The 26,893-nt window shown below is 68.3% G+C and carries 19 protein-coding genes; 11 read left to right on the plus strand and 8 right to left on the minus strand.

Going from position 1 to position 26,893, the window contains the following annotated elements; all coding sequences use genetic code 11:
- Positions 1-3 precede the first annotated feature (3 nt).
- Positions 4-870: a helix-turn-helix domain-containing protein gene (locus PX52LOC_RS09260; RefSeq protein WP_149109829.1), complete on the minus strand. Its 867-nt coding sequence runs from the start codon at positions 868-870 to the stop codon at positions 4-6.
- A 161-nt stretch (positions 871-1,031) separates the two neighbouring features.
- Here PX52LOC_RS09260 and PX52LOC_RS09265 point away from each other — a divergent pair, with 161 nt between their 5' ends.
- The 10 genes from PX52LOC_RS09265 (at position 1,032) to PX52LOC_RS09310 (ending at position 17,087) form a co-directional block, all read left to right on the plus strand.
- Positions 1,032-1,985, plus strand: coding sequence for a DUF1559 domain-containing protein (locus PX52LOC_RS09265; protein WP_149115454.1), 954 nt, complete (start codon positions 1,032-1,034; stop codon positions 1,983-1,985).
- A gap of 17 nt (positions 1,986-2,002) precedes the next feature.
- On the plus strand, positions 2,003-2,416 hold the full coding sequence (locus tag PX52LOC_RS09270) for a peptidase associated/transthyretin-like domain-containing protein (protein WP_149109830.1): 414 nt from the start codon (positions 2,003-2,005) through the stop codon (positions 2,414-2,416).
- A gap of 111 nt (positions 2,417-2,527) precedes the next feature.
- Complete coding sequence (locus PX52LOC_RS09275; RefSeq protein ID WP_149109831.1) at positions 2,528-4,747, plus strand: bifunctional rhamnulose-1-phosphate aldolase/short-chain dehydrogenase; 2,220 nt, start codon at positions 2,528-2,530, stop codon at positions 4,745-4,747.
- A gap of 7 nt (positions 4,748-4,754) precedes the next feature.
- A complete protein-coding gene (locus PX52LOC_RS09280) occupies positions 4,755-6,017 on the plus strand; it encodes an L-rhamnose isomerase (protein ID WP_149109832.1) in 1,263 nt (420 codons plus the stop codon).
- Positions 6,018-6,035: 18 nt separating this feature from the next.
- Positions 6,036-7,535 (plus strand): sugar ABC transporter ATP-binding protein, encoded by a 1,500-nt coding sequence (locus PX52LOC_RS09285; protein ID WP_149109833.1) that lies wholly within the window; start codon positions 6,036-6,038, stop codon positions 7,533-7,535.
- Positions 7,532-8,455: an ABC transporter permease gene (locus tag PX52LOC_RS09290; RefSeq protein WP_218575311.1), complete on the plus strand. Its 924-nt coding sequence runs from the start codon at positions 7,532-7,534 to the stop codon at positions 8,453-8,455. Before PX52LOC_RS09285 ends, PX52LOC_RS09290 begins: the two co-directional genes overlap by 4 nt.
- A 1-nt stretch (position 8,456) precedes the next feature.
- On the plus strand, positions 8,457-10,463 hold the full coding sequence (locus PX52LOC_RS09295) for a substrate-binding domain-containing protein (RefSeq protein WP_149109834.1): 2,007 nt from the start codon (positions 8,457-8,459) through the stop codon (positions 10,461-10,463).
- Positions 10,464-10,506: 43 nt separating this feature from the next.
- The gene (locus PX52LOC_RS09300; RefSeq protein WP_149109835.1) at positions 10,507-11,967 is read left to right on the plus strand and encodes a rhamnulokinase; all 1,461 of its coding nucleotides are present in this window, start codon (positions 10,507-10,509) and stop codon (positions 11,965-11,967) included.
- Between the two features lie 182 nt (positions 11,968-12,149).
- Positions 12,150-13,382, plus strand: a complete 1,233-nt coding sequence (locus tag PX52LOC_RS09305) for an efflux RND transporter periplasmic adaptor subunit (RefSeq protein WP_168218886.1) — start codon at positions 12,150-12,152, stop codon at positions 13,380-13,382.
- Positions 13,383-13,424: 42 nt separating this feature from the next.
- Positions 13,425-17,087 (plus strand): efflux RND transporter permease subunit, encoded by a 3,663-nt coding sequence (locus PX52LOC_RS09310; RefSeq protein WP_149109837.1) that lies wholly within the window; start codon positions 13,425-13,427, stop codon positions 17,085-17,087.
- Positions 17,088-17,231: 144 nt separating this feature from the next.
- Here the strand turns inward: PX52LOC_RS09310 and PX52LOC_RS09315 are convergent, their stop codons facing one another.
- The 7 genes from PX52LOC_RS09315 to PX52LOC_RS09345 are packed head-to-tail and all read right to left on the minus strand — an operon-like array spanning position 17,232 to position 25,999.
- A complete protein-coding gene (locus tag PX52LOC_RS09315; protein WP_149109838.1) occupies positions 17,232-18,599 on the minus strand; it encodes an EF-hand domain-containing protein in 1,368 nt (455 codons plus the stop codon).
- Positions 18,596-19,876 carry a DUF1501 domain-containing protein gene (locus tag PX52LOC_RS09320; RefSeq protein WP_149109839.1) on the minus strand — a complete coding sequence of 427 codons (1,281 nt, stop codon included), beginning with the start codon at positions 19,874-19,876 and terminating at the stop codon, positions 18,596-18,598. Before PX52LOC_RS09320 ends, PX52LOC_RS09315 begins: the two co-directional genes overlap by 4 nt.
- A gap of 12 nt (positions 19,877-19,888) precedes the next feature.
- Positions 19,889-21,433, minus strand: coding sequence for a DUF1553 domain-containing protein (locus PX52LOC_RS09325; protein ID WP_149109840.1), 1,545 nt, complete (start codon positions 21,431-21,433; stop codon positions 19,889-19,891).
- 10 nt (positions 21,434-21,443) lie between these two features.
- The gene (locus tag PX52LOC_RS09330) at positions 21,444-22,448 is read right to left on the minus strand and encodes an ArsI/CadI family heavy metal resistance metalloenzyme (RefSeq protein ID WP_149109841.1); all 1,005 of its coding nucleotides are present in this window, start codon (positions 22,446-22,448) and stop codon (positions 21,444-21,446) included.
- A 13-nt stretch (positions 22,449-22,461) separates the two neighbouring features.
- Positions 22,462-23,520, minus strand: coding sequence for an ArsI/CadI family heavy metal resistance metalloenzyme (locus PX52LOC_RS09335; RefSeq protein ID WP_149109842.1), 1,059 nt, complete (start codon positions 23,518-23,520; stop codon positions 22,462-22,464).
- A gap of 2 nt (positions 23,521-23,522) precedes the next feature.
- A complete protein-coding gene (locus PX52LOC_RS09340) occupies positions 23,523-24,755 on the minus strand; it encodes an MFS transporter (RefSeq protein ID WP_149109843.1) in 1,233 nt (410 codons plus the stop codon).
- A gap of 8 nt (positions 24,756-24,763) precedes the next feature.
- Entirely contained in the window at positions 24,764-25,999 is a 1,236-nt protein-coding gene (locus tag PX52LOC_RS09345) for a PQQ-binding-like beta-propeller repeat protein (protein WP_149109844.1), read from the minus strand.
- A 292-nt stretch (positions 26,000-26,291) separates the two neighbouring features.
- Here PX52LOC_RS09345 and PX52LOC_RS09350 point away from each other — a divergent pair, with 292 nt between their 5' ends.
- Positions 26,292-26,501, plus strand: coding sequence for a hypothetical protein (locus tag PX52LOC_RS09350; RefSeq protein ID WP_149109845.1), 210 nt, complete (start codon positions 26,292-26,294; stop codon positions 26,499-26,501).
- Positions 26,502-26,893: the final 392 nt, after the last annotated feature.

Below are 26,893 nucleotides of genomic sequence, written 5' to 3' on the forward strand. Positions count from 1 at the left end.
CGGTCACGGCCGGTTGGCCGTGCGGTAGTCTCGCGGGGTGGTGCCCATCAACTGACGGAACTGCCGCGCGAAGTAGTTGCTGTCCTGGAATCCGACCGCGAATGCGATGTCGGTAATTGCGTCACCGGTCGTCCGCAGTAAGTCCGCCGCCCGCCTCACCCGAATCTGAATCAGATATGCGATCGGCGACTGGCCGGTCGCCGCCTGGAACGTCCGCAGGAACGTCCGCCGGGACATGTGCGCCATGTCGGCCAGATCGTCCAGTTCCACCCCGTCGGCGTAGTGCGTCTCCAGGTGGGTGATCGTCCGCGCCATCCGCAACAGGGCCTGCGTGTCGGGGTTCCGCGACCGGCCGTACGCCCGCGACAACAGGCCGACCAGTTGCATGTACAGCGCGGTGGCCATGAACCCGAACCCCGGTGCCCGAGCTTTCAACTCGGCGTCGAGTTGGTCGATCAGGCCGAGGACGTGCCCGATCTCGGCCGGGGGGAGGTGGAGCCGGCTGTTGAAGTTGTGCCGCCGCCGCCACTGGGGCTCCAACGTGAACAGGGCGTGGTAGACGGGCAACAGAAGGAGGTCGCCCGAATCCCAGTACAACCGGTCGGGCAAGTACAGGACGTTGATTAAGTTGAGGTCGTCCAACTCGCAATACTCGTGGGCCTCGTCCCCCTTCACCACGAACACGTCGCCGGCCGACAGGGGCCACGCCTCGTCCTCGATCTTGTGCATCCCCCGCCCGCCGGTGACGACCACCAGTTCCGAGAAGTCGTGGACGTGCAGGTCGAACGGCGTCTGGGGTTCCCGCCGCTCGACCGCGAGCGGGAACCCGTCCTTGTGGAACCAGTCTTTGGCGTGAAGTGTCTGCGGCACGGCCAGCCCGTGGAAAAGCGGGAAAAGTGAGTTGGCACTTTTGTCCTACTATTTGGCGATGAAGTCAAGGTAAAAGGGTCGTGCCCGCGTCATCATTATCCTCAGTCGGTTCCGTTCGCTCATCGTCGCGACCCTCTTCTCTCTTCATCGGAGTCGTGTCCATGCGTTCCCTCTCATCCCGATCCCGCCGAGGCGGGTTCACGCTCATCGAGTTGTTGGTGGTGATTGCGATCATCGCCATCCTCATCGGCCTGCTGCTGCCGGCCGTGCAAAAAGTGCGGGAGGCCGCCGCCCGCATCAAGTGCGCGAACAACCTGAAGCAACTCTCCCTGGGCATGCACGCCCACCACGACACCGTCGGCGTCCTGCCGTGGGGACGGGCCGGCAACCTCGACACCATCAGTTGGGCCGTGCTGATTCTGCCGTACGTCGAACAGCAGAACCTGTGGACGCGGTTCACCGACCCGGTCATCAACGGCACGTCGTACCCGCTGTACACCCGCGGGGTGAACCCGAAGGCGACGGTGCACACGATCATCCGCGGCCAGTTCCGGGACACCGGGGCGATGAAAATCCCCGTGTCCGTTTTCAACTGCCCGTCGCGGGTGCCGGGGCGGGTGTCCGTGACCGGGTCGGACACGGCCGGGTCCACCTCGACCACGGAGGGCATTTGCGGGGACTACGCCGTGAATTTCGGGAGCGGGACATCGACCGCCGACGGCAACAACGGGTCGTTCAGTTGGAACGTCGATCCCGGCGTCGGGCTGACCTTCGCCGCCATCACGGACGGGACGAGCAACACCATGCTCCTCGGCGAGAAGCACGTCCTCCGCGACGGGTTGACGCAGTGGGGGGCCGGGGCGAACAACCAAGACGGGCCGATCTACACGTCCAAACCGTGGGACGTCGGCGGGCGGAAGGCCGGGACCGGGTTCCCCCTCGCCCTCGACGCCACCAGCCCCTACGCCGGTCAGTTCGGCAGTTGGCACACGGGCGTCGTTCAGTTCGCGTTCGCCGACGGCGGCGTGCGCACGCTCCGCGTGTCCACCCCTGGCAGCACGCTCGCCCTGCTGACCGGCCGCAACGACGGCCAAGTCATCCCGAACGTCGATTAACCCCGGAGGTCCGAGCGATGCGACGGCTTAGACTTTTGGGAACACCGCTCCTACTCGCCGCCCTCGTCGGGTGCGGCGGCGGCAAACACCCCGTCAGTGGCGTCGTCACCCTCGAAGACGGCAGCCCCCTGACCAAAGGGCTGGTCGTGTTCGAGCGGTCCGACGGCGGCCCGCCGATCGCCGCCCGCGGCACGATCGGTCCCGACGGCCGCTACGAATTGAGTACCGACCGCGCGGGCGACGGCGTGCCGGCCGGTAAGTACAAGGTGCTCATCAACTCCCTCGACCTGTCCGAAGTTCCCGACGAGCAGAAGAACCTCCCGTTCGACTCCAAGTACGGCAAGTTCGAGACGTCGGGCCTCCAGTGCGACGTCACGTCTGGGGGGACGACCTTCCCCATCAAGCTCGACCGCCCGAAGCGGAAGAGGTGACTCCCGCGGCGGCCCGCGACCACCCGCGGGCCGCCGCTCGTTCGCGCTAACTGTCCGGCGGCGGGCGAGGCTCATACAGTTGACCCGTACCGTCCGCACCGCAGACCCCCTATGAACCAACCGGACCCGTTCCGCCACGTCCACGACCTGTGGAACGACTCAGCGGCCGCCCGCCTCGACGCGGTCGGCCGGCTCGTCTACCGATCCAATCTGCTCGGCTCCGACCCGCGGGTCACCAACACCGGCGGCGGGAACACGTCGTCGAAGGTCGCAGAGACCGACCCACTGACCGGCGAACCGATCGACGTGCTGTGGGTGAAGGGGTCCGGCGGCGACCTGCGAACCGCGACCCGCGGCAACTTCGCGTCGCTCGAACAGACGAAGTTACTCGGGCTTCGGAAGACTTACGCGGCCCGGCCCGACCGCGGGCCGAAGTCGGTCGCCGAAGACGACATGGTCGGCCTCTTCGCCCACTGCGCGTTCAATCTCAACCCCCGCGCCGCGTCGATCGACACCCCGCTGCACGGGTTCATCCCGCGTCGGTGCGTGGATCACACCCACCCGAACGCGGTCATCGCGCTGGCCGCGAGCGCCGACGCCGAGCGGCTGACCCGCGAGGTCTACGGCGACGAAGTGATCTACACCCCGTGGCTGCGGCCGGGGTTTGAACTCGGCCTGCGGATGCAACAACTCGTCGTGGACCACCCGCACGCGAAGGGCATCCTGATGGGGCAACACGGCCTCATCAACTGGGCCGACGATGACCGCACCTGCTACTCAACCACGCTCGGCCTGATCGAACGCGCCGCCCGATTCATCGAGGCGAAGTACGCTGCGAACGGCGGCGACGCGACTGCGTTCGGTGGGCCGCTCCACCGCACGCTCCCGGAAGTCGCCCGGTGCGCGGTGTTCGCGAAACTCCTCCCGTGGCTGCGCGGCCAGGTGAGTCGCCGGCGGCGACAGGTCGCCACGATCCAGCACGCCGCCGCGATCCTGCGGTTCGTGAACGCGACGGACGCCGCCCGACTCGCGGACCTCGGCACCAGTTGCCCCGACCACTTCCTGCGGACGAAGATCAAGCCCCTCTACGTTCCCCTCGATCCGGGCGAACTCGCGGGCGATCCCGAATCGCTCGTGCGGGTGCTCAAGGCGAAACTCGCGACCGGGCTGGAACAGTACCGGGCCGATTACGCGGCCTACTACGCGGCGTGCCAGCGGGCGGATTCGCCGCCCGTGCGGGACGCCAACCCGACCGTCATCCTCATTCCCGGCGTGGGGATGATCGCGTGGGGGAAGGACAAGAGCGAGTCGCGCGTGACCGCCGAGTTCTACAACTGCGCCGTCGAGGTGATGCGCGGGGCCGACGCCGTGAGCCGGTACGTCGCCCTTCCCCGGCAAGAAGCGTTCGACATCGAATACTGGCAACTCGAAGAGGCCAAACTGCGGCGGATGCCGCCCGAAAAGGAACTGGCGGGTCGCGTCGCGGTCGTGATCGGGGCCGGCAGCGGGATCGGTCGCGAGGTCGCGCACCGCCTCGCGAAGGACGGCGCGCACGTCGCGTGTGCGGACGTGACCGCGGCCGCGGCGCAGGCCACGGCCGACGAGATCACGACGGCGCACGGGGCCGGCATCGGCGTCGCGGGCACCGGCATCTCCGGCGGCGGGCCGGCGGTCGGCCTCGCGTGCGACGTCACGAGTCGCGCCAGTATTCGCGCGATGCTCGATCAGGTCGCACTCGCCTACGGCGGCTTCGACGCGGTCGTCGTCACGGCCGGCGTGTTCGTGCCGAGCGACGCCACGGGGCACATTCCGGACGACAAGTGGGCGGTCACGTTCGCGGTGAACGTCGCCGGCGGTTATCTCGTGGCGGACGAGGCCGCGACGACGTTCCGCGAGCAGTGTCTGACCGGCTCGGTCGTCCTCACGACGAGCGCGAACGCGGTGGTTCCCAAGAAGGGCAGCGTGGCCTACGACTGCTCGAAGGCCGCGGCGAACCACTTGGTGCGCGAGTTGGCCGTCGAGTTGGCCCCGCTGGTCCGCGTGAACGGCGTCGCCCCGGCGACGGTGGTCGCCGGCAGTGCCATGTTCCCCCGCGACCGTGTGATCGGCAGTTTGGCGAAGTACGGGATCGCGTACCGCGACGACGAGCCGACGGACGCGCTCGTCGCCCGGCTCGCGGCGTTCTACGCCGACCGCACGCTGACCAAGACCCCGATCACGCCCGCGGACCAGGCCGAAGCGGTCTTCCTGCTGGTCGGCGACCGGCTGTCGAAGACGACCGGCCAGATCATCGCCGTGGACGGCGGATTGCACGAGGCGTTCCTGAGGTAGTAACCGGATGGCCGCGGAACACACCGAACGCGACTACGCGCGGGCGCGCGAGCGATACGCGGAAATGGGCGTCGATACGGAAGCCGCGCTGGCCGCGCTCGCGGCGATCCCGGTGTCGTTCCACTGCTGGCAGGGCGACGACGTCGGCGGGTTCGAGGACACCGGCGCGGCCCTCGGCGGCGGATTGGCCGTCACCGGGAACTACCCCGGCAAGGCCCGCACCGCGGACGAACTCCGCCGCGACGCCGACGCGGCATTGGCGATCGTCCCCGGCACGCACCGCTTCAGCCTCCACGCGAGCTACCTGGAAGCCGGCCGCCCGGTCGAGCGGAACGACCTGCGGCCCGAACACTTCGCCGGCTGGGCCGACTGGGCCTGCGACCGCGGCCTCGGCCTCGACTTCAACCCGACGTACTTCGCGCACCCGCTCGCCGAAAGCGGCTTCACGCTCGCCCACGCCGACGCCGGTGTCCGCCGGTTCTGGGTGGAGCACGGGATCGCGTGCCGCAAAGTCGGCGCGTCCTTCGGCGACCGCATCGGCCGGGCGTGCGTCACCAACTTCTGGGTTCCCGACGGTTACAAGGACACCCCGGCCGACCGCCGGACCCCGCGGGAGCGGCTCGCGCGGTCGCTCGACGAGGTGTTCGCCGACCCGATCGACCCGCGGCTGAACTGCGACGCGGTCGAGTCCAAACTGTTCGGCATCGGGTCGGAAAGCTACGTGGTCGGGTCGCACGAGTTCTACCTCGGCTACGCGATCCGCCACGGCAAACTGTTGTGCCTGGACGCCGGCCACTTCCACCCGACGGAAGGAATCGCGGACAAGATTTCCGCCGTGCTGATGTGGCTGCCGGAACTGCTCCTCCACGTCAGCCGCGGGCTGCGGTGGGACAGCGACCACGTCGTGACCCTCACCGACGACCTGCGGGCGATCGCCCAGGAGGTGGTCCGCGGCGAGTACCTCGGCCGCGTGCGGTTCGGGCTGGACTACTTCGACGCGAGCATCAACCGCGTGGCCGCGTGGGTCATCGGCGCACGGTGCCTACTGAAGGCCCTGCTCGCGGCCCTGATCGAGCCGACGGCCCTGCTGCGGCAGCTGGAACTCGCGGGCGACTTCACCGGGCGGTTGGCGGTGTCGGAAGAGCTGAAGACGCTCCCGCTCGGTGCGGTGTGGGACCACTACTGCCACACGAAGGGCGTCCCGGTCGGGCGGCACTGGCTGGACGACGTGCGGCGGTACGAACGCGAGGTGCTGGCGAACCGGACGTGACGCGGGAGACGCCTCTCCATGCCCCCTCTCCTCAAACTCACCGACGTGTCGAAGGCGTTCGGCGGCGTCCGCGCGCTGCGGGCCGTGTCGTTCGACCTGTTGCCGGGGGAAGTTCACGCCCTCGTCGGCGAAAACGGGGCGGGCAAGTCCACGCTCATCAAGATCGTCACCGGCGCACACCGACCGGACGGCGGCACGCTCGAAATCGGCGGCCGACTCGTGACCGACCATGACCCGCTCGCGGCGCGGGGGTGGGGCGTCGCGGTCGTCTACCAACAGCCGGCCCTGTTCCCGGACTTGACCGTCGCGGAGAACATCGCGATCGCCCTGGAACCGCCCGGCCCGTGGCGGCGCGTCCGCTGGAACGCCCGCCGGGCGCGAGCCAGGGAGTTGCTCGCGTGCGTCGGGGCGCGGATCGACCCCGACGCCGACGCGCGGACGCTGACGATGCCGGAGCAGCAACTCGTGGAGATCGCGAAGGCCGTCGGCACCGACGCGAAGGTGGTCGTCATGGACGAGCCGACCGCGTCGCTCTCGGACCGCGAAGTCGAAACCCTGTTCCGCGTTGTCCGCGACCTGACCGCCCGCGGGGTCGGCGTGGTGTACGTCTCGCACCGGCTCGATGAACTGCCGCGGATCGCGGACCGGGTGACCGCATTGCGCGACGGCGAGTTGGTCGGAACGCGGGCAGTGGCGGAAACCACGCGCGCCGATCTGATCCGGATGATGGTCGGCCGCGAGTTGGGGGCGGTGTTCCCGAAGGTCGAAGCGACGCCCGGCCGCGTCGTCCTTGAAGCGCGGAACCTGGCGTGTCGCGCCGCCGGTGTCAGCGCGGTGTCACTCTCCGTCCGCGCCGGCGAAATCCTCGGGCTGGCCGGGCTGGTCGGGGCCGGCCGCACCGAACTCGCCGGCGTCCTCTTCGGCCTGACGCCGGCCGACGCGGGCGAAATCCTGCTCGATGGGAAGCCGGTTCGCATCGGTTCGCCGGCGGCCGCGGTCGCGCTCGGCATCGCCTACGTGCCCGAAGACCGCCGCCGCTACGGCGTTATCCTCGACCTGCCCGTCGCCGCGAACGTGACCCTCGCGGTCCTCCGCCGCGTGTCCGATCGCGGGTTCTTGAACTTCCGCCGCGAGCGCGGTCTGGCCGAAGATTTCGCCCGCACGCTCGGCGTGAAGGTGCCCTCCGTCGAGGAGCCGGCGGGCACCCTGTCGGGCGGGAATCAGCAGAAGGTCGCGCTCGCCCGGTGGCTCGCGACCGACCCTCGCGTGATCATCCTCGACGAGCCGACACAGGGCGTGGACATCGGCGCGAAGGCCGAGATTCACCGGCTGATCGGCGACCTCGCTGCGAAGGGCCTCGCGGTCGTCCTGATCTCGTCGGAACTGCCGGAAGTCCTCGCCATGAGCGATCGAATCGCGGTCATGCACGGCGGAACCGTCACCGGCGTCCTCGCCCGGTCCGAGGCGACGCAGGAGCGGGTGTTGGAACTGGCACTCGCCAAAGGGGTGCCCGCGTGACGCGTTCCCGCCGCGAACTCTCCGTGCTGGCCGCGTGGACCGTGATGCTGATCGTACTCGCGGTCGCGACGCCCGGCTTCTTCGGCTCGGGCAACCTGCGCGTCCTGCTGGTCGGGTTCGCGCCGACGCTGGTCGCCGCCGTCGGCATGACGTTCGTGATCGTCGCCCGGCAGATCGACATTTCCGTCGGGGCGCAGTTTGCGGCGTGCGCGGTCGTTGTGGCGCTTCTGGTGCGCGTCGGGTGGCCACTGCCGCTCGCCGCGCTCGCCGCGATTCTGACCGGGGCCGCACTCGGCGCGATCAATGGGCTGTTCGTCGCGCACCTGCGGCTGCCGTCCATCGTGGTCACGCTCGCGACGTTCTTCGTCCTAAAGGAAGGGCTGCGGTGGTGGCGGCAGGGGGAGTTGATTCGCGACCTGCCGGCCTTTCAGTGGTTCGGGCTGTCCCAGACGGCCGGCGTGTGGGTCGTCGTCGGGATCGCGGGGGCGGTGTTCGCGGCGGCCGCGGGGGCAGCGCGGAACCTCGCGGCCGGCCGCGCCGTCTACGCGACCGGGTCCGACGAGGAAGCGGCCCGGCTCGCGGGGCTGCGGCCGAACGCGGTGACGTTCGGCGTGTTCGCGGTGGCGGGCGCGCTCGCGGGGTTGGCCGCCGTGCTCGAAGCGGTCCAGTTGCCGTTCGTCGATCCGAAGGCCGGCACCGGGATGGAAATGCGGGTGATCGCGGCGGCCGTGGTCGGCGGCGCGGCGGTGTCCGGCGGTCGCGGAACGCTCGTCGGCACCCTGTTGGGCGTGCTCCTGCTCGGCACGATCGGATCGGCCATCGTGTTCCTTCGCCTCGAAGCCCAGTGGGAAGAGGCGATCCAGGGCGGGATCATCCTGCTGGCCGTCGCGTCGGACGTGACCGCCCGGAGGAACCGCTGACATGGCGACACCTCCGAACACCGCGGGCGTTCGCACCTCGCAGCCGGGCGTTCTGCTCCTCGTGCTGCTCGCGGAGGTCGCGGTGTTCGGCCTGATCTCGCGGAACTTCCTCACGCTCGGCAACGCGGCCGAAGTCTCGCGGCTGAGCGTCGAAATCGGGCTGCTCGCGGTCGCGCTCACGCCGGTCATCGTCGGCGGTGGAATCGACCTGTCGGTCGGCGCGCTCCTCGGCCTCTCGGCGGTGGCGTTCGGGTGGCTGTGGCGCAATCAGGGCTTGCCGGTCGGGGTCGCCGCGGTGCTCGCGGTCGGCGTCGGCGCACTCGGCGGCACGCTGAACGGGCTGTTCGTCGCGCGACTCCGACTCCCGCCGCTGATCGTCACGCTCGGCTCGCTGTCGCTCTTCCGCGGGCTGGCGAAGGGGTTCACCGGCGGCACGGAAACTTACACCGGGTTCCCCGCCGGCTTCCTCGCCGTCGGGCAGGGGTACTTCGCCGGCGTCCCCGTGCAGTTGCCGATTTTCGTCGCGGTCGCGGCCGGGTACTGGCTGTTCCTACACCGCACGATCTACGGCCGCGCGGTGTTCGCCATCGGGTTCTCGCCGGAAGGTGCCCGCCACGCGGGCATCCCGGTCGAGCGCCGGGTGTTCGTGCTCTATTTGCTTTCGGGGTTGGCCGCGTCCGTCGCCGGCGTGGTCTACGTCGCGCACCTGGGGCAGGCGAAGGCGGACGCCGGCACCGGCTACGAACTGGCCGCGATCACCGCCGTCGTGCTCGGCGGCACGTCGATCTTCGGCGGGCGGGGCGGCATCGCCGGCACGGTGCTGGGGCTGCTCGTCATCGCGGTCCTGGACAACGGCCTGCTGCTCGCGGACCTGCCCCGCGAACTGGCCGGCGTGTTGACCGGCGTCCTGCTGCTCGTCACGATCACTATCGACCGGCTGCGGTCGCGCGCGGCCGCGCCGACCCTCTCACACCAGACGGAAGGGGAATTCGAGATGAAGAATTCGCAACTCGCGGTGCTCTGCGTCGCCATCCTGGCCGCCGCGGGGATCGTCGCGGCGAGCAACTGGTACTTGATGTCGTCGCTGCGGCCGCCGGCACCGAAGCCGGTCACGATCGCGATGCTTCCCAAGAGCAAGGGGAACCCGTACTTCCTCGCGTGCCGCCGCGGGGCCGACGAGGCGGCGGCCGAACTGGGCGTCGAACTCCTGTGGGACGGCCCCGACGGCACCGACCCGGCCGGGCAGAACCGGATCGTCGAGGGGTGGATGACCCGCGGCGTGGACGTGATCTGCGTGGCCGTCGAGAATCGCGAGGGCCTGTCGCCGGTGCTGCGTAAGGCCCGAGCGAAGGGCATCAAGGTGCTCACGTGGGACGCGGACGCCGAACCAGATGCCCGCGACTTGTTCGTGAACCAGGCCACGCCCGAAGGGATCGGCCACGGCCTGATGGATACCGCGGCCCGCGTCATGGGCGGGAAGGGCGAGTTCGCCATCATCACCGGGTCGCTGACCGCGTCCAACCTGAACGAGTGGCGCAAGCACATCGAGGCGCGGCTCGCGGAGAAGTACCCGGACATCAAGCTGGTGGTGACGCGGCCGTGCGACGACCAGCAGAAGAAGGCGCTGGACGAGACGAAGGCGGTGCTCGCGGCGCACCCGAACGTGAAGCTGGTGATGGCCGTCTGTTCGCCGGCCGTGCCGGGCGCGGCCGAGGCGGTGAAGCAACTCGGCCGCGGCGACGTGAAGGTGATCGGGCTGGGGCTGCCCAACGAGAACAAGCCGTTCGTCCACGCGGGCGTCACGGACACCGTGATTTTGTGGAACACGATGGACCTGGGCTACCTCACCATCCACGCCGCGAAGCAGGTGGCCGACGGGAAGTTGAAGCCGACCGCGAGCGAGGTGACCGCCGGCCGGCTCGGCCGTAAGGTGATCGACAAGGGGAACGTCCTGCTCGGCCAGCCGTTCGCGTTCACCAAAGAGAACATCGACCAGTTCGACTTTTGACGATCGTCCCCGGCCTGAAGCCCCCGTGGCGATGGAGTGACACATGTCGGGGCGCGTGCATCTCGCGGTCGATCTCGGGGCCGAATCCGGCCGCGTCGTGGCGGGCGTGTTCGACGGCCGGCGGGTGGCGCTGGAGGAACTGCACCGATTCCCCAACGGCCCTCTGGAAATCGCGGGGTCGTGGCGGTGGGACGTGGACCGCTTGTGGTCCGAGATCGGCCGCGGGCTGTCGGCGGCGGCCGCACGGTTCGGCGCGGCGGTCGCCTCGGTCGGCGTGGACACCTGGGGCGTCGATTACGTCCTCCTGTCGAAGTCCGGCGAACCCGTCGAGCCGCCGTTCCACTACCGCGACCGCCGCACCGACGGGGTGATGGACCGCGCGACGCGAGCGGTCCCCCGCGCCGACATCTTCGCGGCCACGGGCGTGCAGTTCCTCCCCTTCAACACGCTCTACCAACTGCTCGCGTCGCGGGAGCGACTCGCCGAGGCGGACCGGCTCCTGCTGATGCCAGATTACTTTCACCAGAGGTTATGCGGTTCCACCGCCGTCGAGTTCACCAACGCGACCACCACGCAGTTCTTCGGCCCGACCACGCGGACGTGGGCGACGGAGTTGCTCCAACGCTTCGCCCTGCCCACGCACATGCTCGGCGATGTGGTGCAACCGGGAACGATCCTCGGCACGCTTCGCGAAGACGTGCGGCGGGAAACCGGGTTGGGGACGATCCCGGTCGTCGCGCCGGCGACCCACGACACCGCCGCCGCCGTCGCGGCCGTCCCCACGGCCCACACCGGGAAGGCGAACTGGGCGTACATCTCGTCGGGCACGTGGTCGCTGGTCGGGGTCGAACTCCCCGCCGCCAACCTGTCGCCCCTCGCGTTCGCCGGGAACCTCACGAACGAGGGCGGCGTCGACGGCACGTACCGGCTGCTGAAGAACGTGATGGGCTTGTGGCTGGTTCAGCGGTGTCGCGAGGCGTTCCGCCGCCGCGGCTTCGACTGCGATTACGACGGGCTGATGCTCGCGGCCGAGGCGGCCGAGCCGCTCCGGTCGCGGATCGACCCCGACGACCCGCGCTTCCTGAATCCGCCGGACATGCCCGCGGAGATCGCCGCGTACTGCCGCGACACCGGTCAGCCCGTGCCCGACACGGCCGGCCGGCTCGTGCGCTGTTGCCTGGACAGCCTCGCGCTCCAGTACCGCCGCGTTGTGGGGGTACTGGAGGACGTGACGGGCGAGCCGATCGAGGTAATCCACATCGTCGGCGGCGGTTCGCGAAACCGGCTGTTGAATCAACTCACCGCGGACGCGACAGGGCGGCCGGTGCTGGCCGGTCCGGTCGAGGCGACGGCCCTCGGGAACGTGCTGGTTCAGGCCCGTGTGGCCGGAGACCTGTCGAGCTTGGCGGACCTGCGGCGGGTGGTCCGCGAATCGTTCGCGGTGACGGCCTTCGACCCGCGCCCGTGCCCGGAATGGTCGGAAGCCGCCCGCTCCGGTCGGTGACGCACTTCGCGCCCGGTCGTCGGCCGACTGGCCCGTCGCCGAGCGGGAACTCGGCCGATTGAGCCAAACTCGCGACACCGTCACCCCGCACGGTGTCGCGCGTCATTCGGGGGATGATGTCGAGGCGCGGATGGTCTGGGCGCGGAAATTGCTAACAGATGCCGCAGTCGGAGGGATCTCGCATGTGGAAGTGGGTTGCCCGGTCTTGCGGCATTCTTGTGGCGGCCGGTTGCTCACAAAAGAGCGGGCCGCCGCCGGAACCGCCAGCCCTCACGGTTATTGTGGCGCACCCGTTGACGGACCGAGTGACGGTTTACACCGACCTCACCGGAACGGTCGATCAGAAGGACATCGTTGACGTGCGGCCGCGGGTCAGCGGGTACGTTCAGGAAGTGAAGTTCGATGAGGGTAAGGAGGTCGAAAAAGACCAAATTCTCTTTGTCATCGACCCGGTCATCTATCAGGCCCAACTCCAACAGGCCGAGGGGCAGGCCAAAGTTTACGAGGCACAATTGAGGAAGGCCGAGGCCGACCTGGCTCGCAATGAACCGCTGGCCAAGGAGAAGGCCATCTCTAAGGCCGAGTTCGACTCGTTCATCGCGGCCCGGGATCAAGCGTCGGCCCAACTACTCGGCGCTCGGGGGAACATCGACCAAGCTAAGCGGAACCTCGAATGGACGAAGGTGCGGTCGCCGCTCGCCGGCCGGGCCGGGCGGGCGTACCTGACCCCTGGGAATTTGGCCGTGGCGGACCAATCGGTCCTCACGACCGTGGTGAGCGTCGAGCCGATGTACGCCTACTTCGACGTGGACGAGGCGACGGTTCGCATTTATCAGAAGCTCATCGCCGAAAAGAAGACCGAGTCGGTGCAGACGGGGGCGAAGGTTCCAGTCGAGATTCAACTCAAGGGTGAGGACGGCTACCCCCACCAGGGCTACCTCGAGTTCGTCGATAACCGCCTGAACCCGTCCACCGGATCGCTCACCATCCGCGGCGTGTTCCAGAACCCGAAGATTCCCGGCACCGAGAGCCGCCCGCTGTCCGCCGGCTTTTACTGCCGCGGCCGCATCCCGTTGGGCCAACCGCGGGAAGCCCTACTCGTCCCGCCGTCGGCCGTCACCAGCGATCAGGGGCGGAAGGTGGTTTACGCGGTCGGGGCGGACAACCGGGTGGTGGCCAAGCCGGTCGAACCCGGGCCACTGTTCCGCGGGCTTCAGATCATCGAGAAAGGGCTGACGGCCGACGACCGGGTCGTCATTCGCGGCATGGCCCGCGTTCAGCCGGGGGTACCGGTGGACCCGAAGGAAGAAGCCATTCCCAAGCCGAAGGAATCGCCGGGCGGCCAGAAGCCTGCTCCGCCGAGCGGTACGCAGACCGCCGGCCAAGCCCCACCGCCCGCTGGCAACAATAAGTAACGGCCTGTCCTCTCGACCCCGTCCCGCTCCTGAGGTGGCCTGATGCTGGCCCGATTCTTCGTCGATCGTCCGATTTTCGCCTGGGTGATTTCCATCGTCATCGTGATGGGCGGTGTCGCCGCCGGGTTCACTCTGCCCGTCGCGCAGTACCCGGAAATCACCCCGCCGTCGGTCGTGGTGACGTGCGCCTACCCCGGGGCGAGCGCGAAGGTCGTGGCCGACTCCGTCGCCGCCCCGATCGAACAACAGGTGAACGGCGTCGAGAAGATGCTGTACATGTCGAGCCAGAGCGGTAACGACGGCACGTACACGCTGACGGTCACGTTCGAGATCGGCACCGATAGCAACATCGCCCAGGTGTTGGTGCAGAACCGCGTCGCCCTGGCCAACCCGCAACTCCCGCAGGAAGTCCAGCGACAGGGCGTCACGGTCAAGAAGCGGTCGCCGGACATCCTCCTCGTGGTGAGCCTGTTCAGCCCGGACGACACGCCGCCGGAATCGAAGCGGGACCAACTTTACCTCTCCAATTACGCCACCATTCAGGTTCGGGACGAACTGAGCCGGCTCCCCGGCGTCGGCGACGTAACGATCATCGGTCAGCAAGACTATTCCATGCGGGCGTGGCTGGACCCGGACAAGTTGCAAGCCAACGGCCTCTCGGCCGGCGACGTGGTGAAGGCGGTGCAGGAGCAAAACGTGCAGGTTGCGGCCGGGCAGATCGGCCAGGAACCCGCCCCGGCTGGCCAGGCGTACCAGTACACCCTCACCACCCTCGGCCGGTTGGTCGAGCCGGACCAGTTCGCCAACATCATCGTCAAAACCGGCAGCCCGACCGACCCGGCGGGCGACGCCGCCGCGGGTGCCGCGGGGCCGAGCGCGAATTCATCGGCCACGCTCTCGCAAACCAGCGGCGGCACGGCCGCGGCCGGCGCGCGGGCCGTCGGGCCGACGGCGACCGTTCGCGCCCGCCCGGTCGTGCGCCTGAAAGATGTCGTGCGGGAAGACCGGCCGATGGAAGTCGTCGATGACGACGGCAAGCCGGCCAGCAAGATGTACCGCGGCATCGAGCTAACGGCCAAGACGCAGGACATCCGCGGCACCTTGAACCAGGGGAAGACCAAGCCGTCCGCGGGGTTGGCCGTGTTCCAGTTGCCCGGCAGCAACGCCCTCGACACGGCCGACGCCATCCGGGCCAAGATGGAGGAGTTGAAGAGGAAGTTCCCGACCGGCGTGGACTACGTCACCCGGTACGACACCACGCCGTTCGTGCGGCAGTCGGTGGCCGAGGTGTTCCACACTCTCCGCGACGCCGTCTTGCTCGTGGCCCTCGTCGTCCTGCTGTTCCTGCAAGACTGGCGGGCGATGATCTTGCCGATGATCGACGTGCCCGTGTCTCTGACCGGCACGTTCATGGTCATGTACCTCGCCGGCTTCTCGCTGAACAACCTCACGCTGTTCGGCCTCGTGCTGGCCATCGGTATCGTGGTGGACGACGCCATCGTCGTGCTGGAAAACATCGAGCGGTGGGTGGCCAAGGGGCTGGACGCGCGGTCGGCGACGATCAAGGCGATGGGCGAAATCACCGGCCCGATCATCGCGATCACGTTGGTGCTGGCCGCGGTGTTCGTGCCGGCCGCGTTCATTGGCGGCATCACCGGTCAGTTCTACCGCCAGTTCGCGCTCACGATCGCCACGGCCATGTTCATCTCGGCCGTCAACGCCCTCACCCTCGCCCCGGCCCGTGCGGTGGCGATCTTCAAGGGCCGCGAACACGCCCCCGGTCGGGAGGAGAAGAAGGACGGCGAGAAGGACCATCAACCGGCCGAGGCCCTGCCGTGGTGGGGCCTGGGGGCACTGATCGGGTTCGGCATCTACTCCGTCGTGAGTCAATTCTTCGGCGAGCAAATTGCGTTCGATGCCCGCCCCTGGTGGCAGAAGGCGCTCGTCGTGTTGGCCTCCGGGGTGCCGGGATTGGCCGCCGGCTGGTTCCTCATCAAGCCCGTCAACCGCGGTCTCGCGTGGTTCTTCGGCAAGTTCAACAAGGGCTTCGAGTGGGCCACGAACGTCTACGGCAAGGCGGTGGCCCTGCTGATGCGGGCGGCCCTGTTCGTGCTTGCCGTGTACGCCGGGCTGATCGCGCTGACCTACCTCGGCGTCACCCACACGCCGGTCGGGTTCATCCCGAGTCAGGACAAGGGATACATCCTCGTCAACGTCCAACTCCCGGACGCGGCCTCGGTGCAGCGGACCAGCGAGGTGATGCGGCAGGTGCAGGACATCGCCGAGAAGATTCCCGGCGTGGCCGGCAGCGTGGCCTACAGCGGGCAGTCGGTCCTCCTCGGGGCGAACGCCCCGAACTTCGGCACCATGTTCATCACGTTCGACGACTTTGAGAAGCGAAAGGACGACCACAAACAGTACGTCCTGTCGATCCTTGGTCAGTTCAACCAGGCGGCCCGCCAAGAGGTGATGGACGCCCAGGTTCTCGCCCTGCCGGCCCCCGCCGTCAACGGCCTCGGGTCGGCCGGCGGGTACAAGTTCGTCGTGCAAGACCGCGGCGACCTCGGCCCCGACGAACTCCAGGCGGCGACCTACGCCCTGACCAAGAAGATCACCGAGGCCGGCGGCGGGCAAGCGTTCACGCAGTACAAGGCCAACGTGCCGCAACTGTACGCCGACGTGGACCGGGTGAAGTGTAAGCAACTCGGCGTCGCGCTGGCCGACGTGTTTCAAACGCTCCAGGTCTACCTCGGCGGCCTGTACACGAACGACTTCAACCAGTTCGGCCGGACGTGGCAGGTGAACCTCCAGGCCGACGCCGCGTTCCGAATCTCGCCGGAGTCGGTCCGCAATCTGCGCGTCCGGAATGACAAGGGGGAGATGGTCCCCCTCGGCGCGGTGGCCGATATCCGCGACTCGTTCGGGCCGATCACGGTTCAGCGGTACAACCTCTACTCGTCGGCGGCGGTCAACGGTGCCCTGCCGCCGGGGATGAGTACCGGCGACGGCATCAAACTGGTCGAGCGAACCGCGGCCGAAACGCTATCGGGGCAGACGCAGATCGAGTGGACCGAACTGACGTACCTTCAGATCCGCGAAGGGAACTCGGCCATCTACGCCTTCATCGGCGGCGTGCTGTTGGTGTTCTTCATCCTGGCCGCCCAGTACGAGAGCTGGACGCTGCCGTTGGCGGTGCTGCTCGTGGTGCCGTTGTGCATCCTGTCGAGCGTGGTTGGCGTGCGGCTGGCCCACCAGGACATCAACATCTTCACGCAGGTCGGATTCCTGGTGTTGATCGGGTTGGCGGCGAAGAACGCCATTCTGATCGTCGAGTTCGCCCGCGAACGGCGGATGGAAGGGGCGACGGCCACCGAAGCCACCCTCGACGCGGCCAAGACCCGCTTACGGCCGATCATCATGACAAGTCTGGCGTTCATCCTCGGCGTGGTGCCGCTCGTCCTGGCGTCCGGGGCCGGGGCCGAGATGCGGTTCACCCTCGGCGTGGCCGTGTTCGCCGGGATGATCGGGGTGACGCTGTTTGGCATCTTGTTAACGCCGGTGTTCTACCACACAATCGAAAAATGGACGGCCGGCGAGGAACCCGTCGTCGAGAAAAAGGCTCAGGAAGGCAAGGACGGAACTGAGGAATCAAACCGCCACCCAGGTACACCACTTTCCAATGATTCCGGGCACTCGAATCAGTAATCCACTGTCAACTGGCGAACGGACCGCCTTCTGCCTCCCGGCGTTCACAACCACAACTTCCTGCCCCGAGTTGCTCCGTATGACACCGGACGGACCTGGGGTGCTCGTCCCGCGGCACCATAGTGCCACGGTAGCGTTTTTCCACTATCGCCCAACGCCTTGTCGACCGGCGGCTTCGGTCACGGAAATACGGCCGTCGCCGTCGGCATCCAAGGCCTGAAACCGGCTGGGTGGACCGAGGAATTCGGCGGCCGAGACGTAGCCGTCGGTGTTGCGATCCATCGCCAGGAACCACCGCGGTCCCACTGCGGTCGCCTTGGCGGCCCCCTTGGGGGGTGCGGGCGAACCCAGAGGCAGCGGACCGAACGCCTTCCCAACAGACCCGCGGGCAACGGTCAGGCGGTACGACGCGGGAACCGACGACCGGCCGACGGGTCTCTCTGCCGGCAACCGATCCGCGGCGCGGCGGAGTTCGGCCGCATCGAGGCGGCCGTCGCCGTTGGCGTCGAGGGCGTCGAAGAGGTTCCGCCCGCGGTCGACGAGTGTGATCACGACCCGGCAACTGACACCGGCCTCGACGACGGTGAAGAGGCCGTCCAACTCGGCCCGCGTCAGTTTCCCGTCGCCGTCCCGGTCAGCGGCGTCGAACAGCCCAGCCAACACCTGCGTCGCCGGGTCGGATTCGAAGACGGACTTCGCGGGCCGCGGGTCGCCGGCGTCGTTAAACTGAGCGAGGTAGAACCCCGTCGCCGCACGAACGCCGGCCGAACCGTCGGCCGGCACCGGTGAGAGAACGCACCGCCCGTTGGGGACGGAAAGTAACTTGGCGTCCTCCGAGAGAGAAAAAAGCGGCGAGGCGGACAGCGCCGGTCGGCCGCCGACCGAGAGGCTGAGCCGCGCGTCGGGCGGTGCTTTTTCGGCCGGCCCGGCCTGTGTGACCGCGGCGGCCGGCTTCGTGTCGAGCGGGAACCCGGCGAGCAACTCCGCGGCCGTCAGGACTTCGTCTTCGTTCTCGTCGAATCGGCTCATCAGGGCGGGTGCGTTCTTCAGTTCGGCAGCCGTCAGCACGCCGTCGTGGTCGCGGTCGAGATGGCTGAACACGGCCTCGCCGAGCGCGACCTCTTCCGCCGGGGCGGGCTGTATGAGCACGACGACAGGCGTGAAACCGGCGGCGCGGTAGAACGCCTGGAACTCGGCCCGGCTGCCCTTGCCGTCGTGGTTCGCGTCGAGCTTCGCGAAGTCCATCTTCGCTTCCTGTCCCTTCGGCAGTGGCAGGGGGAAGACGCGGGCCGCCTCGGCCGGGGAGAGCGAACCGTTGCCGTCGCGGTCGAAGTGGTCGAACAAGGAATCCAGGAACTTGACCCAGGCGGCGTCGGGGGCCTTCCCGTCGACCGTCACCCGGAGTTCGAGTCGGGCCGGGCGGGCGGTCTTCGGGAAGCACAAGATCGGGTCGGCCGCACACGCCCCCACCGGTACGGCCAGGGCGAGCAGGCTCGCGACCACGGCCCTCATGAAAGCACCTCGCGGATCGGCTTCGCCGCTTGATCGACGATGCGGATCGGCCGGTTGACGTTCGACAGGTTCTGCTTCGTGGGGTCGATGCCGATGGCGTGGCAGACCGTCGCGAGCAAGTCCGGCACGGCGACCGGGCGGTCCTCGACCTCCATCCCGCTCGCACCCGTCTTGCCGACCGCCTGACCGCCCCGGATGCCACCGCCGCCGAGGACGACGCTCCAGGCGTTCGGGTAGTGGTCGCGGCCTTGGCGGGGGTTGATCCCTGGCGTGCGGCCGAACTCGCCCATCCACACCACCGTCGTCGTGTCGAGTAACCCGTGATCCTTGAGGTCGGCTATCAGCGTCGCCCAAGCCGGGTCGAGCGTCTGACAGAGGCCTTGCACTTGTTTGAAGTTGTTATCGTGCGTGTCCCACCCGCCGAGGCCGACCTCGACGAACGGCACCCCCCGCGCGACCAGCCGCCGCGCGAGCAGGCACCCCTGGCCGAAGCGGTTGCGGCCGTAGCGGTCGCGGAGCTTGTCGTCCTCGTCGGACAGGTCGAACGCTTTCGCCGCCGCCGGCTTCATCAGCCGCACGGCCCGTTCGTAGGCCGTCTTGTGGCTCGCGGTCGCGGTGCCCGGTCGGGCAGTGAGGAAGTCCGCCTCGGATTCGCTCAACAATGTCAGTCGTTCGTCCATGCGGTGTCGGCTCACCCGCGACGGCAGGCCGAGGTTCTCGACTTGCAGGCCGCCGGTCGAGTCGTCGCCGTAGGTGTCGCCGGCGGTGCCGACAACCAGCGGCGCGTGCTGCGGTCCGAGGAAGCCGGCCGACAGGGCGGCCGTGCCGAGGCCGCGGGGTGCGACGCTGACGAAGCCGGGGAGGTCGCTCCCGGCTGGCGTCTTCTCCTTCGCTACGAGCGAGCCGAACACCGGGAAGTCGATCGCCCCCTGCGGCAGATTGCCCGTGCGCAGGTGCAGGGTGGCCCGGCCGTGATCGCCCTCCTTCGTGGCCATCGACCGGAGGACCGCGAGGTGCTTCATCTGCGTCGCCACCTGCGGCAGGTGCTCGGCGATCCGCACCCCCGCGGCGGCGGTGTCGATGGCCTTGAACGGCCCGCCGTTCGCGTGGCCGGGCTTCGGGTCGAACGTGTCGGTCTGCGTCGGCCCGCCGCTCATCCAGAGGACGATGCACGCCCGCTTTCGCTCCGGGTGGTCGGCGGCAGTCGCGGCGAGCGACGAGAGCCAGCCGGCCGTGCCGAGTTGGATCGCGTGGCGGCGAGTCAGTTGAGTTCGCACGAATTCCCCTCGTTAATGGTTCAACCGAAACTCCGCCGAGTTCAGCAGCACCCAGAACACGTCGCCGAGGCGCTCGGCCATCTTGCCGGTGCCGCCGTCGCTGACGTACTTCAGCATCCGCTCGCGTTCCTTCTCCGTTGGCAATCGGCTCAGGGCCGCGGCGTACAGCACCTCCACGCGCTCGGCCATCTCCAACCCCGGCGTCTCGCACGCGGCCGTCAGCGTCGGGCTACTGTCCAGCGTCGTCGCGTCGGCGATGAACTTGCCGTTCATCAGCGTCAGGGCTTGCGGGATCGACGTCTCCGGCTCCTTGCCGGTCGGGGCGAACCGCGTCAGGAACTGGTCCCGCGGTGAGTTCCGGCCGACCCCCTCGCGGAAGCCGGTCGCCCGCACAAAGCTGTCGAACAGTTGCTCGCCGGTTAGCCCCTTCACGGCCATGCGGGCGTACAGCCGCGGGTCGTCCTGCGTCGCGTCGGTGCGGGCGCTGGTGCGGTGGTACGCCTTCGTGCGGCCGATCGCCTTCATCAGGAATTGCAGGTCGAACCCGGAGTCGGCGAACGCCTTCGCCAGGTCGTCGAGCAGTTCCGGATGGCTCGGCGGGTTGTCGTCGCGGAAGTCGTCCACCGGGTCGACCAGCCCGCGGCCGAAGAACTGGCCCCACACGCGATTCACGGCCGCCTTCGCGAAGAACGGGTTGTCCTTCGCCGTCACCCACGCGGCCAGCGGCACCCGCGGGCTGACCGCCTTTCCCCACGCCGGCACCTTGTCGTCGAGGAAGAGGGCGGCCACCGCCTGCTTGCCGACCACCGGGACGATCTCGCGGCGGGCGATCGTCTCGGACAGTTGGCCGAACAAGGTGTCGCCGTGCCGTTCGACGCCGGCGAAGAAGGCGGCCGTGTTCCAGAACTGGTCGCGGGTCCACTTCGCGAACGGGTGGTCGTGGCACTGGGCACACTCGATCTGCACGCCGAGGAACACGCGGCTCGTCGTCGCGGCCAGGTTCTCGGCCTTCGCCTCCTTCACGGCGTAGAAGGCAAGCGGGTTCGGATCGTCCGGCCGCCGCAGTGCCGGCGTCGGCGCGTCGGCGTCGGGGCTGATGTCGGCCGTGAGCAGTTCCCGCACGAGCACGTCGTACCGCGTGTTGGCCCGGAACTTCTGCCGCAGCCACGCCTCGAAGCCGCTGCGGAAGACGCGGGCTTCCGGGACGGCCGCGACTTCCGGCACGAGCGTCGCCCGCCAGATGGCCGCGAAGTGGCCCGCGTGTCGCGGTGTTTCGAGCAAAGCGTCGATTAGCTTCGCCCGCTTGTTCGCGTCTTTGTCCGCGAGGAAATCGTACACGTCGTGCGGCGACGGGATGCGGCCGGTGACGTCGAGGTACGCCCGCCGGAGGAACTCGGCGTCGTCGGCCGGCGGTGCGGCCTTCGCCTTTTCCGCCGCCAGGCGGGCGTCGAGTCGCGCGTCGATGCGGTCGGCCAACGCCTGTGGATCCGGCGGTGCGGCCGAGCCGACCAGCGCCGTCGCAAGGAGGGTTGACACTGTCGCGAACAGGCGTCTCATGACCGGCCCTTCACTTCGAGAGGAACGCGAACTGGTCGACGGCTGGACCGGCCCTCAGTAGGGCGGCCGTGCCGGCGGGGACGGTTTGCTTCTCGCCGCGTCGGTAGAGTTTACCCGATTCGTCGGCCACGTGCTCGAACGGACCCTTGTAAACCACGGTCACGGCGTCGGTCGCTGGGCCGGGCTTCCAGCCGTGCAGCCGGAGTTCGCGGAGTTCGACGCCGTTGACGCGGAAGCAGTGGATGTCGCCGAGCTTCTCGTAGAACAGGCCGCCGAAGCCGGCGTGGTGCAACGCGGCGAGCGGTTCGGTTTCCACCGGCACGTACTGGACCAGCGAGGCCATGCCGGGCAGTTTCGGCGGACCCGGGAACGGTTGGTCCCCGACGAGGCCGTGGACCGATAGCTTGCCGCCCGGCTTTAAAGCTCGATAAGCCTCGGCGACCAGTGCGGCCACGCGGTCGGCCGGGAGGGCGGCGTTGAAAGTGCCTTCGAGCAGCACTTCATCCAGCGTGCCGTCGCTGTGCGGGATGCTCGCCGGCAGCGGGTCGGTCAGCCGGTGCTGCCAGACGGCCTCGGCAGGTGCGGCTCCCAGCAGCGGCGGGTCGTCGAAGCCGGAGTGGTCGATGTCATCGTGCAGCGTGTAGATCTCCCATAGCACGCGGTCGGGGTCCGTCACCCAGAACTTTGTCTGCCGGGCGTAGCAGCACTCGACGCCTTCCTGCCGTTGCGTGGCGATGCCGGCTTCCTCCAGGCGGCGTTGTACTTCGACGAGGGCGGCCGAGTCGGGGAACCGCAGGCCGACGTGGTTCAACGCGCCGCCGGCCGGCTGCGGGCTGGGGTACAGGCCGACGACGAGCGGCGGGTGGTCGCACTCGAACTTCGCCACGTCGGGCAGGTGTTTCGCCGGTTCGACGCCGAGCAACGCGCGGTAGAACCGCACCGACCGGGCGAGGTCGCTGCTGTGCAGCCCGACGTGGAACCGCGTCGCGACGGGCGGGGCTTCGCGTGTGGTCATGGGGTGGTTCCTCTCAGCTCGTCGAACACGCCGACGGTTGGCCCGGCTCGAAGAACAGAAACTGCTCCGCGCTCGGCCCGTGCCGCAACTGCTGCCACACGGCCAGAGGCACGGTCGTTCGTTGGCCGCGGTGGAAAGCGTGCCCGCCGTCGGCGGTCGCCGTCGCGAACGGTCCCTTGTACAGTACCTGCCGCGTTTCGGCGGTCGGCGTCGCGGCCGGCTTCCAGGCGATCATTTTCACCTCGCGCAATTCGACGCCGTCGTGGGTGAACCACGGCTTGTCGAACTTCACCAACTGCACACCGACGAACCCGGCCTGGCGGAAGGCGTCGATCGGCTCGCCCTGCACCGGCACCCGCGAGACCATCGCGGCCAGGCCGGACAGCTTCGGCTGCGACCGCGGGAACGGCTTGTCGGCCATCAGGCCGTGGGTCAACACCTTGCCGCCGGGCTTCAGCACGCGGGCGGCTTCGCCCACCAGGAAAGCCCGTTGATCTTCGGACAGGTCGGCGTTGAAGGAGCCGACCAGCCGTACCTCGTCCACGGTCGCGTCGGCGTGCGGAATGCGGTCCGGCAGCGGGTTTGCGACGAAGTGCTCCCACGCCACGCTCTCGGCCGTCGGCTCCGCGTCCACCCGCGCCGCCGTGCCCTCGACGCTCGTGCGGACCGATTCCGGCGGGATGTCGCCTTCGATGTGGTAGATGTCCCAGAAGTTGCCGAACGGGTCTTTCACCCACAGCTTGTTCTGCTTCGCGTAGCCGCAGACGGTGCCGTCCTGGGCCTGGGTGCAGATGCCGGCGGCTTCCAGGCGGTCGCGGTACTCCTGAATCGCGGCGGCGGTGCCAACGCGGAACCCGAGGTGGCTGAGCGACGCCCCCGGTCCCGGCGGGTGCGGCACGAGCGAAAATACCACCGGCGGGTCGTCGAGTTCGAACTTCGCGTAGTCGTCGTGCCGCTTCGCTGGCGGCCGGCCGAAGAGGACGCGGTAGAAGTCGATGGCTCGGTTCAGGTCCGGCACGTTCAGCGACAGGTGGAACTTCACCGGCAGTTCGATCACGTCGAGTGAGGGCATACTCAGATCACTCCTGACGCAATGGGCCGAGTTGACGGCGGCACGACCCAGCAGAGGACGGCCAGTACGACTGCGACGGCGGCGAACCCGAAGAAGTACGGGTCGGTACCGCCAGTGTACTCGCGGCAGTACGACAGCACCACCGGGCCGACGGCCGAGGCGAGCACCGAATACACCTGCACCGCCGCCTGGATCGCCCCCAAGTGCGTGCGGCCGTAGGTGTGGCCGTAGATGGCGAAGTAGACGACGGTGATGACGCCGCCGCTCACGCCGAGGAGCGAGGCGTACGCTGCGGCCGTCGGCAGGCTGCGGACGAACGGGAACGCCACGAGCGACGCGGCCAGGCAGACTGAGCCCACCGCGAGCAGTTTCTTCAGCGCGACCCGCCGGCCGAGCCAGCCGGCGACGAGGTTCGCGGGCAGGCCGCTGACGAACAGGGCCGCGAGGATCGTCTGATCGACCTGGCCGCCGGTCAGGCCGCGTTCGTTCAAGAGTTGTTCGTTGTCCAGCGTCACGGCCGAGAAGACGAGGTTCAAGAGCGTGCCGGCGGCCGTGTACACCCAGAACGCCGGCGTCCGCAGGGCTTCGAGTAACGTCATTCCGCCCGCCGGGACCGCCGCTTCCTCCACCGGCGCGTCGGGCGGCACGCCGACCGCTTCCGGCGTACTCCGGGCGATCAGCCAGCCGAGGAGGGCGAACGCGAACAGGGCGTACCCCACGCCGGCCCACGCGACCCGCCAGCCGTCGGCCTCGATGATCGGCTTCAGGATGAACGGCGGGAAGACGAAGCCGACGCCGAGCAGCACGGTGAACACGCCCATCGCCTGGCCGATCCGCTGGCGGAACCACTTGCCGACCAGCGCGATGGCCACCACCGACAGCGCCCCCTGCCCGAAGCCGCGGACCAGCGTGAGGGTGATCGCCAGCGAGGTTTCGTCCGTCGCCCGGCTCATGGCGAGGACGCTGCTGCCGAGAATGAGGGATACCGCCGTCACCATGATTCGCGTGCCGAGGCGGTCGATCAGCCGGCCGACCGGTAGCACCACGGCCGCCCCGAGGACGATGGCGAGGGCGTTGATGACGCTGAACCGGAGGTCGTCGAGGCGCAGGTCGGCCCGCAACGGCTCCTTGATGAGGCCCAGGCCGTAGGTCCGGCCGGGGAGCGTGGCCGTCATTGCCGCGGCGGCGGCAATGACGTTCACCCAGCCGTAGTAAAAGGGGCGGCGGTCGGTCATGGGCGTATTTACGGCACGAGCGCCAGGCACGCGAGGCCGGCGTCGTCGCGGACGAACAGCCGGCCGTCGGAGAGGGCGGGGGTGACGAGGTTGCCGCCGCAGACCTTCGCGGAGCAGAGCGCGCGGAACTCCGTCGCGGTGGCGTCGAGCAGTTTCAGGGTGCCGGTGTCGTCGAGGAGTAAGAGCTTCCCGTTCGCGGTGCGGATCAGGCCGAAGTGGAAGTACCCCTGGGCGTCCTTCTTCCACAGCACGTCGCCGGTACTCAGGTTCACGCACACCAGGTCGGCCCGCGGGATCGGCTTGAGGGTGTTGGTGACGAGGAACACGCGGTCCTTGGCCGCCACGCCGGACGAGAAGTAGCCGCTCAGGCTTTTCGCCTGCCACGCCTTGTCGGCCGTGACGGTTTCGCCGCTGGCGAACTGGATCGCCGTCGAGCCGTTGCTCATGGTGCTGGTCACGATGCGGTCGCCGGCCACGATCGGCGTCGGCGAGGTGCCCGACGGCTGGAACGGCAACGGGTACTCCCACGCCACGGTCCCGTCGAGCGGGTTCAGGCCGATCACCCGGAGCGTGGTCATGAACACCACGCCGGGCACCTTCCCGGCCTTCCCGGCGGCCGCGTACAGCACCGGCGACGACGTGCTCGCCGGCTCGTCGAGGGCTTGCCAGGCGACCTCGCCGGACTCGGTGTCGAACGCCACGACCGAACTGCCCTTCCCGCCGACGGACACGATTACGCGGTTGCCGACGACCAGCGGCGAACAACAGACGCCGAACCGGGGCAGGTTCGCCTTCAACGCTTTGAAGGCGTCGACCTGCCAGTGGCGGTCGCCGGTCTCGGCGTTGAAGCAACTCAGCACGCCGGTGATGCCGAACGTGTAGAGCCGCTTGCCGACCACGGTCGGCGTGGCCTGCGGGCCGGTGTTCAGCACGCTGGAGTACTTCGCTCGGTCGTAGACTTTTCGCCAGAGTTCGGTGCCCGTCTTGGCGTCGAAGGTGATGACTTCTTCTTGCTCCTTGTTCGCCACTCGGGCATGAACGAAGACCCGGCCGGCGGCCACGACCGGGGAACTGAACCCGACGCCGACGTCCTTCCGCCAGACTTCCTTCGGCGCGTCCTTCCACGGCTCGACGGCCTCAGTGGAACTGCCGTCCCGCTTCGGCCCGAGCCACTGCGTCCAGTCCGCCGCCGGTGCGAGCGACGCCGTCGCGAACACCGCGAGTAAAGTCCGGAGCCAGTTCATGACGGCCTCCCGTGATTGTGGGGTGGGTCCGCGCAATCCCACCGAAAAAGGAATTCGCTAAAAATATTTAGAATTGGGCAGTAGTCGTTTTGTTGAGGCCGCACTTTTTCGTCAACCAGCGATCCTCTGGGTATGAACAGAATTCTTCGGCCTCCGTTTTTCTCGTGAGCTGATCGCACAGCCTGTTTACTCACTAAACGGAGTCATGGTCGCCGATTTGTGAATTGCTGGCGGGAACGGCACCACCATTGCGGCATTTCCCTACGTCAAACACCGAGTGTGGGGGAAAGCGATGAGCACCACGAAAACACCTCCGGCAAAGGCTCCTTCTGTCAATCCAATCGACGATGACGTGTTATTCGAGGAGCCGGATCAAGATGAGTCGGGAAAGACTGCCGGAGAGCAGAGTGCGGTCGGCGGCTCGGAACAAGAACCCAGGCAAGGGCACGGGCATCCGAGTGAAGCCGACGAGCACAACAGCAGTACCCGCTTCGCGGATTGAAAGCGGACGCCGATAAGGCGTGGACGCTCGTTCGCGTCCAGAGTGATTTCCTCGGACCAAGGAGGCGAATCATGGCGGATCGAACACAACGCGGCCGGGACGAGGATCGCGAGCGAAACGCTCCGACTAGGGCCGAAGCGGTCATGACGCACAACAAGTCGCCGCCAATGCCTCAATCCCCGACCCTCACGCGGTTAAGGTGTGGCAAGCGTGGTCGGCAGGGTCCAGGCAAGTAACCCCACATCATTGAGTTCTTAACAAGCCGCGAGTAGCCCTCGCGGTTTTGTTCTTTTCTGGGCAACACGCTTTCTCTCGACAGTTGCAGGTCTGCAACCTGCGCGACGCCGCGCACCGCAGTTCCCATTTCTTGTTCGCGCCGGCCGTTGACCACG

Origin of the sequence: Limnoglobus roseus (genome assembly GCF_008254045.1) — a bacterium.
GTDB classification, from domain to species: Bacteria; Planctomycetota; Planctomycetia; order Gemmatales; family Gemmataceae; genus Limnoglobus; species Limnoglobus roseus.

Coding starts and splice junctions, on each gene's coding strand:
- PX52LOC_RS09265 (WP_149115454.1), top strand. CDS start 1,032: ATGCGTTCCCTCTCATCCCGATCCCGCCGAGGCGGGTTCACGCTCATC.
- PX52LOC_RS09270 (WP_149109830.1), top strand. CDS start 2,003: ATGCGACGGCTTAGACTTTTGGGAACACCGCTCCTACTCGCCGCCCTC.
- PX52LOC_RS09275 (WP_149109831.1), top strand. CDS start 2,528: ATGAACCAACCGGACCCGTTCCGCCACGTCCACGACCTGTGGAACGAC.
- PX52LOC_RS09280 (WP_149109832.1), top strand. CDS start 4,755: ATGGCCGCGGAACACACCGAACGCGACTACGCGCGGGCGCGCGAGCGA.
- PX52LOC_RS09285 (WP_149109833.1), top strand. CDS start 6,036: ATGCCCCCTCTCCTCAAACTCACCGACGTGTCGAAGGCGTTCGGCGGC.
- PX52LOC_RS09295 (WP_149109834.1), top strand. CDS start 8,457: ATGGCGACACCTCCGAACACCGCGGGCGTTCGCACCTCGCAGCCGGGC.
- PX52LOC_RS09300 (WP_149109835.1), top strand. CDS start 10,507: ATGTCGGGGCGCGTGCATCTCGCGGTCGATCTCGGGGCCGAATCCGGC.
- PX52LOC_RS09305 (WP_168218886.1), top strand. CDS start 12,150: ATGTGGAAGTGGGTTGCCCGGTCTTGCGGCATTCTTGTGGCGGCCGGT.
- PX52LOC_RS09310 (WP_149109837.1), top strand. CDS start 13,425: ATGCTGGCCCGATTCTTCGTCGATCGTCCGATTTTCGCCTGGGTGATT.
- PX52LOC_RS09315 (WP_149109838.1), bottom strand. CDS start 18,599: ATGAGGGCCGTGGTCGCGAGCCTGCTCGCCCTGGCCGTACCGGTGGGG.
- PX52LOC_RS09325 (WP_149109840.1), bottom strand. CDS start 21,433: ATGAGACGCCTGTTCGCGACAGTGTCAACCCTCCTTGCGACGGCGCTG.
- PX52LOC_RS09330 (WP_149109841.1), bottom strand. CDS start 22,448: ATGACCACACGCGAAGCCCCGCCCGTCGCGACGCGGTTCCACGTCGGG.
- PX52LOC_RS09335 (WP_149109842.1), bottom strand. CDS start 23,520: ATGCCCTCACTCGACGTGATCGAACTGCCGGTGAAGTTCCACCTGTCG.
- PX52LOC_RS09340 (WP_149109843.1), bottom strand. CDS start 24,755: ATGACCGACCGCCGCCCCTTTTACTACGGCTGGGTGAACGTCATTGCC.
- PX52LOC_RS09345 (WP_149109844.1), bottom strand. CDS start 25,999: ATGAACTGGCTCCGGACTTTACTCGCGGTGTTCGCGACGGCGTCGCTC.
- PX52LOC_RS09350 (WP_149109845.1), top strand. CDS start 26,292: ATGAGCACCACGAAAACACCTCCGGCAAAGGCTCCTTCTGTCAATCCA.